The 13,710-nt window shown below is 64.4% G+C and carries 11 protein-coding genes; 6 read left to right on the forward strand and 5 right to left on the reverse strand.

The annotated features are described in order from the left end of the window. Positions 1-36 precede the first annotated feature (36 nt). Positions 37-1,956, forward strand: coding sequence for a ribonuclease catalytic domain-containing protein (locus GYH29_RS24385; protein ID WP_081575289.1), 1,920 nt, complete (start codon positions 37-39; stop codon positions 1,954-1,956). 213 nt (positions 1,957-2,169) lie between these two features. Here the strand turns inward: GYH29_RS24385 and GYH29_RS24390 are convergent, their stop codons facing one another. From GYH29_RS24390 to edd, 3 genes are all read right to left on the reverse strand, one after another. Continuing rightward, positions 2,170-2,991, reverse strand: coding sequence for an HDOD domain-containing protein (locus tag GYH29_RS24390; protein WP_043592597.1), 822 nt, complete (start codon positions 2,989-2,991; stop codon positions 2,170-2,172). Between the two features lie 235 nt (positions 2,992-3,226). Next, complete coding sequence (locus GYH29_RS24395; RefSeq protein ID WP_039753845.1) at positions 3,227-3,853, reverse strand: bifunctional 4-hydroxy-2-oxoglutarate aldolase/2-dehydro-3-deoxy-phosphogluconate aldolase; 627 nt, start codon at positions 3,851-3,853, stop codon at positions 3,227-3,229. Positions 3,854-3,855: 2 nt separating this feature from the next. Further along, a complete protein-coding gene (edd, locus tag GYH29_RS24400; RefSeq protein ID WP_019100507.1) occupies positions 3,856-5,706 on the reverse strand; it encodes a phosphogluconate dehydratase in 1,851 nt (616 codons plus the stop codon). A gap of 254 nt (positions 5,707-5,960) precedes the next feature. On the opposite strand from edd, the gene zwf reads away from it, so the two are divergent. From zwf to pgi, 5 genes are all read left to right on the forward strand, one after another. After that, positions 5,961-7,439 carry a glucose-6-phosphate dehydrogenase gene (gene zwf, locus GYH29_RS24405; RefSeq protein ID WP_043592594.1) on the forward strand — a complete coding sequence of 493 codons (1,479 nt, stop codon included), beginning with the start codon at positions 5,961-5,963 and terminating at the stop codon, positions 7,437-7,439. A 433-nt stretch (positions 7,440-7,872) separates the two neighbouring features. Beyond that, a complete protein-coding gene (pgl, locus tag GYH29_RS24410) occupies positions 7,873-8,550 on the forward strand; it encodes a 6-phosphogluconolactonase (protein WP_161524530.1) in 678 nt (225 codons plus the stop codon). Then, the gene (locus GYH29_RS24415; RefSeq protein WP_161524531.1) at positions 8,531-9,556 is read left to right on the forward strand and encodes a glucokinase; all 1,026 of its coding nucleotides are present in this window, start codon (positions 8,531-8,533) and stop codon (positions 9,554-9,556) included. The genes pgl and GYH29_RS24415 overlap by 20 nt, the downstream gene beginning before the upstream one ends. 4 nt (positions 9,557-9,560) lie before the next feature. Further along, positions 9,561-10,412 carry a transcriptional regulator HexR gene (hexR, locus tag GYH29_RS24420; RefSeq protein WP_019103156.1) on the forward strand — a complete coding sequence of 284 codons (852 nt, stop codon included), beginning with the start codon at positions 9,561-9,563 and terminating at the stop codon, positions 10,410-10,412. A gap of 5 nt (positions 10,413-10,417) precedes the next feature. After that, entirely contained in the window at positions 10,418-12,076 is a 1,659-nt protein-coding gene (pgi, locus tag GYH29_RS24425) for a glucose-6-phosphate isomerase (RefSeq protein WP_043639165.1), read from the forward strand. A 67-nt stretch (positions 12,077-12,143) separates the two neighbouring features. On the opposite strand, the gene GYH29_RS24430 is transcribed toward pgi, so the two are convergent. Together GYH29_RS24430 and GYH29_RS24435 are read right to left on the reverse strand one after the other, a co-directional pair. Beyond that, entirely contained in the window at positions 12,144-12,821 is a 678-nt protein-coding gene (locus tag GYH29_RS24430) for an META and DUF4377 domain-containing protein (protein WP_019101649.1), read from the reverse strand. A gap of 208 nt (positions 12,822-13,029) precedes the next feature. Beyond that, positions 13,030-13,701, reverse strand: coding sequence for an META and DUF4377 domain-containing protein (locus GYH29_RS24435; RefSeq protein ID WP_161524532.1), 672 nt, complete (start codon positions 13,699-13,701; stop codon positions 13,030-13,032). Between the last annotated feature and the right edge of the window lie 9 nt (positions 13,702-13,710).

Consider the following 13,710-nt stretch of genomic DNA (forward strand, 5'->3'; position numbering starts at 1 on the left):
CGCCGTTGGATTGCAACGGCCTGGCAAAAATTTTTAATGAACGTTTTTTACGAAGAGAGCGGCGGCTTTAAGGTCGGCAGCATCGTTTCGCGCAATGACGCTAGTCTGCAAGTGGATACCCAGCATGGCAAGCGCGCCAAGATTAAGGCCGCGAATGTTTTTCTGGAGTTTAGTTCCGCATTGGGCGATTTTCTGCCCATGGTAGAGCAACTTGCCGCGGATATTGACCTGGATTTCCTGTGGGAATGCTGCCCGGACGACGAGTTCGGCTATGAGGCGTTGGCCGCCGATTATTGGGGCCGCGCGCCGTCGGCGGCGGAGGCCGCCGCCATCGTGTCGCGTCTGTACGGCGCGCCGATGTATTTCTACAAAAAGGGCAAGGGCCGCTACAAGAAGGCGCCGGAAGACGCGCTGAAGGCGGCGCTGGCCGGGCTGGAACGCAAAAAGCGCGAGCAGGAGCAGATCGACCAGTGGGTGGCGGAACTGAAAGCCGGCCAATTGCCGGAGGCGATCCACGGCCAGTTGATGACGTTGTTGTGGAAACCCGACAAGAACACGCTGGAGTTCAAGGCCTTCGACCAGGCCGCGCGCGAACTGAGCCTGCCGCCGCTGCGGCTGGCGGACAAGGTGGGCGGCATCTCTTCGGTGCCGGACTACCTGATGGCCGGCTTCATGCTGGAATTCTTCCCCAAGGGCCGCGGTTTCGGCAAGTACGAGCTGCCGGCGTTGCCGGAGGACTTGCCCTTGTCGCCGGTGCGCGCCTTCTCCATAGACGACGCCAACACCACCGAGATCGACGATGCGCTGTCGGTGCAGGATTTGCCCAACGGCAATAAGCGCGTGGGCATCCACATCGCCGCGCCATCGCTGGGGATAGAGATCGGCTCTCCTCTGGAGAAGCTGGTGCTGTCCCGTCTGTCCACCGTGTATTTCCCCGGCGACAAGATCACCATGCTGCCGGACGATCTGGTGGACATGTTCACCCTGAAGGAAGGGCACGACTGTCCGGCGCTGAGCCTCTATGTGGAGGTGACGCCGGAGTTTGAGCCGGTGGCCTACGAAAACCGCATCGAAAAAGTGCATATCGCCGCCAACCTGCGCCACGCCGCGCTGGAGCAGTTCTTCAACGAAGAGACGCTGGCTTGCGATCCGGGCGTGGACTATCCGTTCAAGCAGGAGCTGATCTGGTTCTGGCAGTTCGCCGAGGCCTTGGAGAAGCGCCGCGGCAAATACGATCCGACCCGGCCGGTGCAGATGGACTACAACTTCGACGTGGTCGACGGCAAGGTGTTGATCACCCTGCGCAAACGCGGCGCGCCGATGGACAAGCTGGTGTCCGAGCTGATGATTCTGGCCAACAGCGAGTGGGGCCGGATGCTGGCCGAGGCCGACATCCCCGGCATGTACCGCGCGCAGAGCATGGGCAAGGTGAGGATGACCACGCGGCCCGAGCCGCACACCGGCTTGGGCGTGGCCCAGTACGCGTGGGCCACGTCGCCGTTGCGCCGCGCCACCGACTTCATCAACCAGCGCCAGCTGATGTCGATGATCCGCGAGGAGAAGCCGCAGTTCGAGCAGGGCGACGCGATGTTGTTCGCCATCCTGCGCGATTTCGACACTACTTACTCCGCCTACCTCGGCTTCCAGGACCGGATGGAGCATTTCTGGTGCCTGCGCTGGTTCAGCCAGGAAGGGGTGTCCGATCCCACCGCCACCTTCATCAAGGAGGACTTGGTGCGCATCGACGGCTTGCCGATGCGGGTGCGCATCCCGGGCCTGCCGGAACTGGCGCGCGGCGACCGCATTCAGCTGTCGGTGATCCGCATCGACGAACTGATGCAGGAGATCGAGCTGCGCTGCGTCGGAGTGCTCGGCCATGTCGATGCCGCCGAGGACGAGGAGACCGAAGCGGAGACGACGGGCGCAGTGGGCGAGGCGGGCGGCCAGGCCGGTTGAGTCCGCAATGCGAGACGTGCGAAAAGGCGGCCTGGGCCGCCTTTTTTGCGTCTGGTCGGATGATTCTTAGAAGCTTGTTCAAAGTCTCGCGAGCAAGGGCGAGACAAGGCGAAAACCGCTGAAAACGCGGAATGTACAAGCGGTACATGAGCATTTCGAAGCGGTACTCACCGTGTCACGTCTCACGAAGCGGAGCAGATCGTAAACAGGTTCTTAGAACATTTCGTCCAGCGCGGTGCAGGCCTCGCGCAACTCCGGCAGCGCTTCCGCGAGCCCCTCGCGGTGCAGGCCGGCGCGCTCCATCACGCTGACCGGCAAGGTGGCCAGCATGTCTTCCTCGCTCATATCGTGATTGAAGCCGGAAGTCATGAAGGAAGCCAGGCCAATTAACAGCGCGAACGGAGACACTTCCTCATTCAGCAGGTCGTGCTGGTTGAAGATGGCCTCCTGGATTTCGTCCGGAAAATTCCAGCGCCGCGCCAGCTCGGCTCCCACCTCGGTCAAATCCATGCCCAGCAGCATGCGCTCGGTGGCCACCCGGTCGGCGCCGCCGGCGACGATGCGGTCTATTTGCAGCGCCTGTTCCGGCACCGCCACATAGAGCACCAGTTCGCCGATATTGGACAGCAGGCCGCAGGTATAGCCCAGTTGCGGGTCCAGCTTGGCCAGCCTGGCCAGCCGCTTGGCGGCGTTGGCCATCGCGAAGCTGCGCTGCCAGAACGCCTTCATGTCGAAGCCCTGGATGCCCAGCGTGGCGCCGGTGACGCCGGAAGCGATGACCAGCACCCTGAGATTGTCGAAGCCGAGCAGGATGATGGCGTCCTCCAGCGAACCCACGCGCCGGCTGCCGCCAAAGCGCGCGGTATTGGCCAAGCGCAGCACGCGCGCGGTCAACACCTGGTCATGTCCCACCTTGTCGGTAATTTCATCGATGTTCACGTCGGTGCGGTGAAAACTGGCCACTAGCTCCTGGACCACTTTGGGCACCATGGGCAGCTTGCCCGACGCTTTTTCAAATATTTCCGCCACTTGCATATGGGTCTCCAATATGAGGGTCGGTTGACGTCTGTTTTCCAGCGGAAAAACAGACGTCAACAAACCCAACGGTGCCGTCGCCGGCGCGGGCGTGGGCCGGCGGCGATGAAGTCCTGCACCTTGAGCTTAGGCAATTGGCGGGGGAAAGGAAGGACAAAACCGGACAGGGACGCGCCAGCGGCGGGCCGCCCCAAAAAAAACAGGGCCGGGAGGCCCTGTAAAGAAGCAACGTCGTTTAATTCCTGTGCAACTGGCTGGCTTCCAGCGCCAGCTGGGTGATGCGGTCCCAGTCGCGGTTGGCGATGGCGTCGTCCGGCGTCAGCCAGCTGCCGCCCACGGCCAGTACATTGGGCAGCGCCAGGTATTCCGGCGCTTTCTTGATGTCGATGCCGCCGGTGGGGCAGAAGCGCAGATCGGAAAACGGGCTGGCCAGCGATTTAAGCAGCTTGACGCCGCCCACGGCTTCGGCCGGGAACAGTTTCTGGATGGTGAAGCCTTCGTCTTGGGCGCGCATGGCCTCGGACGGGGTGGCCACGCCGGGAATCAGGGTCAGATTGGCGGCGCGCGCGGCGGCGCCCAGCTCCGGGGTGAATCCGGGGCTGACGCCGAACTGAGCGCCGGCGTCGATGGCGGCTTCCACATGAGCGCGGGTGCGCAGCGTGCCGGCGCCCACGATGGCGCCCGGCACTTCGTCGCGCATGCGGCGCATCGCCGCCAGCGCGGCCTTGGTGCGCAGCGTCACTTCCAGCACGCGCACGCCGCCGGCCACCAGCGCCTGGGCCAGCTCCACGGCCACGGCCGCGTCGTTGACGATGATCACCGGAACAACTGGGCCTTGGCGCAGCAGGGTCAATGCGTCCATATTCATTTTCTCCAAGAAGCGGGGTGGAAGTCGGGATGGCGGAAGCTGGTGGCGCCGGCTTCGGCGTGGTCTGCCACCGAGCGGAACACCGCGAACAAGTCCCGGCCCATGCCAAAATCATTGTGCGTCAGGTCGGCCTGCGCCTGTTCGCGCGCGGCCCATTCTGCGTCGTCCACCAGCACGGTCAGCGCGCCGCTATTGGCGTCCAGCCGTATCAGGTCGCCGTTGCGCACTTTGCCGATCGGCCCGCCGGACAAGGCTTCCGGCGAGACGTGGATGGCGGCCGGCACTTTGCCGGAAGCGCCGGACATGCGGCCGTCGGTGACCAGGGCCACCTTGAAACCGCGTTCCTGCAAAATGCTCAGCGCCGGGGTCAGCTTGTGCAGTTCCGGCATGCCGTTGGCGCGCGGGCCCTGGAAGCGGATCACCGCAATGAAGTCTTTTTCCAGCTCGCCGCGCTTGAACGCGGCCAGCATATCGTTTTGGTCGTGGAAAATCACCGCCGGCGCTTCCACTACCCGGTGTTCCGGTTTGACCGCGGACACCTTGATCACCGCGCGGCCCAGTTTGCCGGACAGCAGCTTGAGGCCGCCGTCGGCGGAGAACGGGTCGGCGGCGGTGCGCAGCACGCTATCGTCTCCGCTGTCGGTGGGCGCGTCGCGCCATTTGAGCTCGCCGTTGTCCAGCCATGGCTCCTGCGCATAGCGCGACAGGCCGCGGCCCACCACGGTGCCCACGTCCTCGTGCAGCAGGCCGGCGGACAGCAGCTCGCGGATCACAAAGCCCATGCCGCCGGCGGCGTGGAAGTGGTTCACGTCGGCCTTGCCGTTGGGGTAGGCGCGGACCAAGAGCGGCACCACGGCGGAGAGTTCGTCGAAATCGTCCCAGTTCACGGCTATGCCGGCGGCGCGGGCAATGGCGACGATGTGCATGGTGTGGTTGGTGGAGCCGCCGGTGGCCAGCAGCCCTACGATGGCGTTGACGATGGACTTCTCGTCTATCATCTCGCCCACCGGGGTGAAGGCCTTGCCCTGCGCGGCGATACGGGCCGCTTGCTGAGCGGCGGCGCGGGTCAGCGCCTCGCGCAGCGGGGTGCCCGGATTGACGAAGGCGGCGCCGGGGAGGTGCAGACCCATGATCTCCATCAGCATCTGATTGGAGTTGGCGGTGCCGTAGAAAGTACAGGTGCCGGGGCCGTGGTAGGACTGGCACTCGGATTCCAGCAGCGCGTCGCGGCCCACCTTGCCTTCGGCGTACAACTGGCGCACCTTGGCTTTTTCATCGTTGGCGATGCCGGTGGTCATCGGGCCGGCGGGAACGAATACCGCGGGCAGGTGGCCGAAGGAGAGCGCGCCTATCAACAGGCCGGGCACGATCTTGTCGCACACGCCCAAGTAAAGCGCGGCGTCGAACATCTGGTGGGACAGCGCCACCGCGGTGCTCATCGCGATGATGTCGCGGGAGAACAGGGACAGCTCCATGCCCGGCTGGCCCTGGGTCACGCCGTCGCACATCGCCGGCACGCCGCCTGCGAACTGAGCGGTGGCGCCGGCCGCCAGCGCCGCTTCCTTCAGCTGCGCCGGATAGGTTTCCAGCGGCTGGTGGGCGGACAGCATGTCGTTGTAGGAAGAGACGATGGCCAGATTGGGGCGGTGTTCTTCCTTAAGATGTATCTTGATGCCGTCGGGCATGGCGGCGAAGGCGTGGGCCAGGTTGGTACACGACAATTGCGAGCGCTCCACCCTTCCCTGATGGGCTGCGGCGCGCAAGCGGTCCAGGTAGGCGGCGCGCGTTGCCCGGCTCCGGTTGACGATGCGCTCGGTAACGGCGGACAGGGTGGAATGCAAGGCCATGATGACGTTCCGTGTTGAAGTGGGTTGATAGTAGTTTTACTACACTCAAATTGCAAGACGCGCTCCAGCGCCGTTCCGCCATGATACGCCCGGCGGCGCGAGGCAACACCCGCCGTTGCAGCGATTGAGGGAATTGTTTGCTTTGGGGCAAAAGGTGTTGCAAAAGCGGCCTGCGTCAGCGCGATGACATGGACAAGGCAAAAGCTGGTGGTAATATAACTACATCTACAAACGTCTCGAGATGGAAGATCAGGATGGATACCCGTACTACGCCAACCCCGGCCTTCGATATGGTGTTGTTCGGCGGCGCCGGCGATCTGGTGATGCGCAAGCTGCTGCCCTCCTTGTATCAGGCGCACGCCGCCGGCCTGCTCAATCAGCAGGGCCGCATCCTGGCGCTGGGCCGCAAGGAACTGAGCCGCGACGACTACCTGGCCTTTGTCGAGAAGAACTCGCGCCAGCACGTCAAGGCCCATTTCGACGCCGCCGCCTGGGACAGCTTCTGTGCGCGGATCGAATACCTGAAAGTGGACGCCTCCCAGCCGCGGGATTTCCCGGCGCTGGCGGACAAGCTCAAGGGCGACGACGACCGCGTGGTGGTCTGTTATCTGGCCACCGCGCCCAATCTGTTCGCCGGCATCTGCGAGAACCTGGCGGCGGTGGGTCTCAATAGCGGCAATGTGCGCGTGGTATTGGAAAAGCCGCTGGGTACCGACCTGGATTCCTCCAACGAGATCAACGACGACGTGGCGCGCTTCTTCAAGGAAGAGCAGCTGTACCGGATCGACCACTACCTGGGCAAGGAATCGGTGCAGAACCTGATGGCGATCCGCTTCGCCAACGCGCTGTTCGAACCGCTGTGGCGGCGCGAATGGATACACGACGTGCAGATCACCATCTCCGAAGACCTGGGCGTGGGCAGCCGCGGCGACTTCTACGACGGCACCGGCGCGCTGCGCGACATGGTGCAGAACCACCTGCTGCAACTGCTGTGCATTGTGGCGATGGAGCCGCCGGCCAATATGGAAGCCGACGCGGTGCGCGATGAGAAGCTCAAGGTGCTGAAGGCGCTGCGCCCGTTCAGCGAGCAGGACGTGGCGGCCAAGACCGTGCGCGGCCAGTACAAGGCCGGCGCCGTGGGCGGCCAGCCTGTGGTGGGCTATTTGAGCGAGCAGGGCATCCCCGCGGACAGCCAGACCGAAACCTTCGTCGCGCTCAAGGCCGAGATCGACAACTGGCGCTGGGCCGGCGTGCCCTTCTTCCTGCGCACCGGCAAACGGATGCAGGAGCGGCTGGCCGAAATCGTCATCAACTTCCGCGACGTGCCGCACCAGCTGTTCAACGGCCCGATGAGCGGCAGCCACACCGCCAACCGGCTGGTGATCCGCTTGCAACCGGAAGAAAGCATCCGCCTCTACTTCCTGGCCAAGGAGCCCGGCGACACCATGCGCCTGCAACCGGCCTACCTCGACCTGGACTTCTACAAAGCCTTCAAGGTGCGCCGCGCCGACGCCTACGAGCGCCTGCTGCTGGACGTGATCCGCGGCAAGCTGGCGCTGTTCATGCGCCGCGACGAGCTGATAGAGGCCTGGCGCTGGGTGGAGCCTATCATGGACAGTTGGAGCCGTAGCAGCAATCTGCCGCCAAAGCAGTACACCGCGGGCACCTGGGGGCCGGCGGCGTCCAGTGCTTTGTTATCGCGCGATGGGATAGGCTGGCACGAGGAATGCTGAGCCGCTTGGAGGCATCCATCTGCTGCGCGCCCCGATCTCGAATGCTGCGGTGCTCGCCGTACTACTTGTACGGCTGCGCGTCTCGCTTCGACCTCGAGGCGCTCGCGACGATGGCTGTCCCATGCTGACCGTTTGCTGCGCGTCTCGATCTCGAATGCTGCGGTGCTCGCCGTACTACTTGTACGGCTGCGCGTCTCGCTTCGACCTCGAGGCGCTCGCGACGATGGCTGTCCCATGCTGACCGTTTGTTGCGCGTCTCGATCTCGAATGCTGCGGTGCTCGCCGTACTACTGTACGGCTGCTCGTCTCGCTTCGACCTTGAGGCGCTCGCGACGATGGACGATGGCTGCGCCATGCTGACTGTTTTGCAGCGCGTTTCGAACTCGAACGCTGCGATGTTTGATCTTAATTTTTTACCCGCGGAGCGCCGCTGATGAACTGCGTAGAATTTTCCGATAGCGAGCAACAGTCCACCGCGCTGGCCAATAGCGTGGCCGCCAGGCTGGGCGCCGCCATCGCCAGTCAGGGCGCCGCCGTGCTGGCGGTGTCCGGCGGCAAATCGCCGATTCCCTTTTTCCACATGCTCAGCACCATGGCGATAGACTGGTCCAAGGTGACTGTCACCCTGGTGGACGAGCGTTTCGTGCCGGACAGCCATCCGGACAGCAACGCCGCGCTGGTGCGCGCCCACTTGCTGCGCGACCGCGCCGTGGAGGCGCGTTTCCTGCCCCTGGTGGAAGACGCTGTGGACATCGACGCCGAAGTGGCGCGCGCCAACGCCGGATTTGCGCCGCCCACCGTCGCCATCCTGGGCATGGGCGAGGACGGCCACACCGCCTCGCTATTCCCCGGCGCCGACGAGCTGGCGGCCGGGCTGGACCCGGCCTCCGCCGCGGCCTTCCTGGCGGTGACGCCCAAGACCGCGCCGCACCGCCGGATCTCGATGAGCTACGCCGCGTTGCTGCGCGCCGGTTGTCTGATTCTGTCCATCCAGGGAGACAAGAAGCGCCAGGTGCTGGACGCCGCCGCCAAGGGCGTCAGCGACGTGTTGCCCATCAGCCATTTCCTGGCCCAGAACAAGGTGGAGCTGGATGTCTACTGGTCTGCCTGAGCAATGGCCGCGGCTGCTGGCCGATATCGGCGGCAGCAACGCCCGCTTTGCGCTGGAAACCGCGCCCGGCGTGATCGAGGACATCGAGGTGCTGCCCTGCGGCGGTTACCCCACGCTGTTGGACGCGATCCGCGCTTATCTGGACCTGGCCGGCGCGCGCGCGGTCGCCCATGCCGCTTTCGGCATCGCCAACCCGGTGTTGGGCGACTGGGTGCAGATGACCAATCACTATTGGGCGTTCTCCATCGAGGCCACGCGCCGGGCGCTGGGCCTGACCACGCTGCGAGTGATCAACGATTTCACCGCGCTGGCGCTGGCCTTGCCGCATTTGCCGGCGAGCGAACTGCTGCGCATCGGCGGCGGCGAGGCGGAGGCCGGCGCGCCGATGGCGCTGATCGGTCCCGGCACCGGCCTGGGCGTGTCGGCGCTGATTCCCTACCCGGGCGGCTACGCGCCCTTGTCCGGCGAGGGCGGTCACGTCGGTTTCGCTCCGTTTGACGAGCGGGAGGCCGACATCTGGCGGCACGCGATGCGGCGCTTTGGCCATGTATCCGCCGAACGGCTGCTGTCTGGATCCGGTATCCCGTTGATTTACCAAGCCTTGTGCGAACGCGCAGGCGAAACGGCCGCGGTGTTGGACCCGGCCGAGGTCACCGCGCGCGGCCTGTCCGGAGCTTGTCCGCGCTGCCGCGAAACCCTGGAAGTGTTCTGCGGCATGCTGGGTGGCGCGGCGGCAAATCTGGCCCTGAATCTCGGCGCCCGTGGCGGCGTGTATCTAGGTGGTGGTATCGTGCCGCGTCTACGCGGTTTTTTTGAACAATCACCATTCCGCCGCCGCTTCGAGGATAAGGGACGGATGTCCGGCTATCTGGCCGCGATTCCGGTCTATCTGATCGTCAGCTCCTACCCGGCTTTGCCGGGCGTGGCCGCCCATCTGGCGGCCGAACTGGCGAGCGCCCGCGCCCGACCCCGGGCGCATCCTGACGACGGCGCGGCAGGAGAGTAAATACATGCTTGAACGTATCAGGAGCCAATTGGAGATCCTGTCCTCGGCCGAGCGCAAAGTGGCCGAGCTGGTGCTGGAGCAGCCTTACACCGTGATCCAGGCGGCGGTGGCCGACATCGCCAAGAACGCCGGCGTCAGCCAGCCCACCGTGATCCGCTTTTGCCGCACCGTGGGCTGTTCCGGCCTGCCGGACTTCAAACTGAAGCTGGCCGGCAGCCTGGTCACCGGCGTGCCCTATGTGCACTCCAGCGTGCGCCCTGAAGATCCCACCTCGGAAATCGTCGCCAAGGTATTCGACAACACCGTGTCCGCGCTGCTCAAGTGCCGCAACGACGTCAATCCGCAGTCGATAGAATCCGCGGTGAGGCTGCTGACCGACGCGCGCCGCATCGAGTTCTACGGCCTGGGCAACTCCGGCATCATCGCCGCGGACGCCCAGCACAAATTCTTCCGCTTCGGCATTCCCACCGTCGCCTATTCCGACACCCACATTCAGATGATGGCGGCGTCGGTGCTGGGGCCGGGCGATGTGCTGGTGGCGATCTCCAGCTCCGGCCGCACGCTGGAGTTGCTGGAAGCCGTGGACGTGGCCTTGTCCGCCGGCGCCAGCGTGGTGGCGCTGACCACCAGCGGTTCGCCGCTGGCGCGCCGCGCCACCGTGGCCTTGATCGCCGACACATTGGAAGACAATGAAACCTACAGCCCGATGATTTCGCGCATCGTGCATCTGGTGCAGATCGACATCCTGGCGGTGAGCGTGGCGCTCAAGCGCGGGCCGGGCCTGATCAGCCAGTTGGAAAAAACCAAGCACAGCCTGAAGAACCGAAGGCTGGACAACAAAACCGAAGAGGATTGACCATCATGAGCGAACTGACCGAACTGCCGGCCTGGCAGGCACTATGGGACCATTTTGCCGAGGCCAAGCACCAGCACATGCGCGATTTGTTCGCCGCCGATCCGGAGCGGGCGGAGCGCTATGCGCTGGAGGTGGGCGGCCTGTTCCTCGACTATTCCAAGAACCGCATCACCGATGAGACCCTGAAGGGCTTGATGCAGCTGGCGCGCGAGTCCGGGCTGCCGGCCAAGATCAAGGCTATGTTCAAGGGCGAGAAGCTCAACAGCACCGAAAACCGCGCAGTGCTGCACGTGGCGCTGCGCAACCGCACCAACTCGCCCATCCATGTGGACGGCGAGGACGTGATGCCCAAGGTCAACTCGGTGCTGGAGCGCATGGGCAAGTTTGCTCACGCGGTGCGTTCCGGCGAATGGCTGGGCTATACCAACCAGCCCATCACCGACATCGTCAACATCGGCATCGGCGGCTCGGATCTGGGCCCGTTGATGGTCTGTAGCGCGCTCAAGCCTTTCGGCCACCCGCGGCTGAACATGCACTTCGTCTCCAATGTGGACGGCGCCCAGCTCAAGGAAACGCTGAAAAAGGTCCATTCCGAGACCACGCTGTTCGTGGTGGAGTCCAAGACCTTCACCACTCAAGAGACGCTGACCAACGCGCTGACCGCGCGCGACTGGTTCTTGCAGCGCTCGCGCGATGAAAGCGCGGTGGCCAAGCACTTCGTGGCGGTGTCCACCAACCAGAAGGCGGTGGCGGATTTCGGCATCGACCCGTCGAATATGTTCGAATTCTGGGACTGGGTGGGCGGCCGCTACAGCCTGTGGTCGGCCATCGGCCTGCCCATCATGCTCTACCTGGGCGAGGAGAACTTCACCGAACTCCTCAACGGCGCCCACATCATGGACCAGCATTTCAGAAACGCGCCGTTCGAACAGAACATGCCGGTGCTGCTGGCCATGATTGGGGTCTGGTACATCAATTTCTACGGCGGCGGCAGCCATGTGATCGCGCCTTACGATCAATACCTGCACCGCCTGCCGGCCTTCATCCAGCAACTGGACATGGAGTCCAACGGCAAGCAGGTGATGCTGGACGGCCAGCCGGTGAACTTCGAAACCGCTCCCATTATCTGGGGCGAGACCGGCATCAACGGCCAGCACGCCTTCTTCCAGCTCTTGCATCAAGGCACCCATATTTCGCCGATCGACCTGATTGCCTCGGTGCAAAACTGTTCCAGCCTGCCCGGCCACCATGAAATCCTGCTGGCCAACGTGTTTGCCCAGGCCGAGGCCTTCATGCGCGGCAAGACCGCGGACGAGGTGCGCGCAGAGCTGAAGGAGCAGGGCCTCAAGGGCGAGGCGCTGGAAGCGCTGGTGCCGCACAAGGTGTTCGGCGGCAACCGGCCCACCAACACCTTGCTGATGAGCCGCTTGAACCCGCGCAATCTGGGCTCCTTGATTGCGCTGTACGAGCACAAGATCTTCGTGCAGGGCGTGATCTGGCACATCAACAGCTTCGACCAGTGGGGCGTGGAGCTGGGCAAGCAGCTGGCCAAGACCATACACGCCGAGCTGACCGGCAAGCTCCAGCACGCCGAGCACGACAGTTCCACCCGGCGGTTGATCGAGCTGTACCGTCAGGTCAACGCCGACGACTGCAAGTGCTGAGCCGGACGCCGGACCAAACAAAACGCGAGGCCTCGGCCTCGCGTTTTCATTGGGGTCACACCGCCGCTTATTTCTTGACGACTTCCTGTTCCACCACCATGTCCAGCACCCAGCGGATGGACGAAGCGTCGGCCGGCGGGTTCTCCACCTTGAATTCCTTCAGGCGCAAACGGTAGGCGATGCCCGGCTCCGGCTTGAAGCCCTCGATCTCGCCGTAGTGCAGCTGCCATGGCTGATCCTTGCTTTCGCGGATCTGCAGGCATTGCATCGGCGCCACGCCGGTGCAGGGCTTGCGCTCGGCCGCCACGTAGACGAAGCGGGTGACGCCGCCTTCCAGCGAAGGCTGGCGCTCAAAGCTCAGCGTCTTGTCGCCGGCCTGCAGCGTCAGCTTGTCGCCGTCCAGCTTGACCGCGGGCTTGGCGCCCAGGAAGGCGGCCAGCGCGCGGTCGCGCTCCATCGCCTCCGGCGGACACATCATCAGGGTGCTGGCCAGCTGCTTGCTGACCAGTTGGCCGCCTTCCAGCGACACCGGGCCGAACATGCCGTTGCAGCCGGCGCGGGCGGACACGCCGCCGTCCTTGAAGCTCAAGGTAATCGGGTGCTCGGCGGCGGCTTGTTTCCATTGGCCGGCCAGCGCGTCCAGTTTGATCTCCGCTTGAGCGTCCATTTTGGCTCCGGTTTGCGGGGTGGCACAGGCGCTCAGGGCGGCTGCGGTCAGTGCGGCGAGCAAAAGCGATTTTTTCATTATGGGGTTTCCGTGTTAAAGAGCGTGTTTATGATCTCGCGAGCAAGAGCGAGACAAGGCGAAAACGGCTGAGGAAGCGGAATGTACGAGTGGTACATGAGCATTTCGAAGTCGTTTTCAACGCCGTATCGCCGCAGCGCAGCAGATCGTAAACAGGCTCTAAGGTCAGAGGCGGGATGCTGTTGGAGCGCCCCCCGTCCTCAAGAGTTCAGCGCAGCTTGCTGACTTCCTCGCTGTAGACGATGCGCTCCAGCGACCAGCGCGCGCCGGCGTCGGCCTGCGCTGCCGGTTTCAGCTTGATGTAGTAGCTGACGCCGGGCTTGGGATGGAAGCCGGTGATTTCGCCTTGCAGCGGCCGCCAGTCCTGGTCGGTGCGTTCGCGCACCTGCAGGCAGTCGCGCGCGGCTTCGCCGTTGTGGCAGGCCTGGCGTTCGGGCGCCACGTACAGGTATTGCAGCTTGGCCGGCAGCGCCGCCGGGTCGGCGTTGGGCGACAAGCGCACGAAGCGGTACTCGGCGCGTTCCGATTTCAGCACCAGCGTCTGCGCGCGGCCGTCCGGCAGCACGCGGAAAGGGCTGGAGAGGAAGGCGATGAAGTGTTGCTCCATCTCCATCAGCGGCGGCCGGCAGGCCATGCGGGTGGTGGCCACCTGCGCCTTGCCCTTGGCGTCAACGGTGCGGATGAAGCGGTTGCAGCCGGCGAAGCCGGTCATCTTGCCCGGCTGGAAGGCGACGGTGGGCGGCTGGCCCGCGGGCGCGGGTTCCACCATCCGCCATTCGGTTCCCTGCAGATTGGGCATGGCCAGCGCCGGCAGCGGCAAGGCCAGCGCGCCCAGCCACAGCGCCGCCAGGCGCCGGGCGGAGAAGCCAGTATTTTGCATTGCCATACT

The sequence above is a fragment of the Chromobacterium haemolyticum genome (assembly GCF_009936155.1).
Taxonomy (GTDB): domain Bacteria; phylum Pseudomonadota; class Gammaproteobacteria; order Burkholderiales; family Chromobacteriaceae; genus Chromobacterium; species Chromobacterium haemolyticum.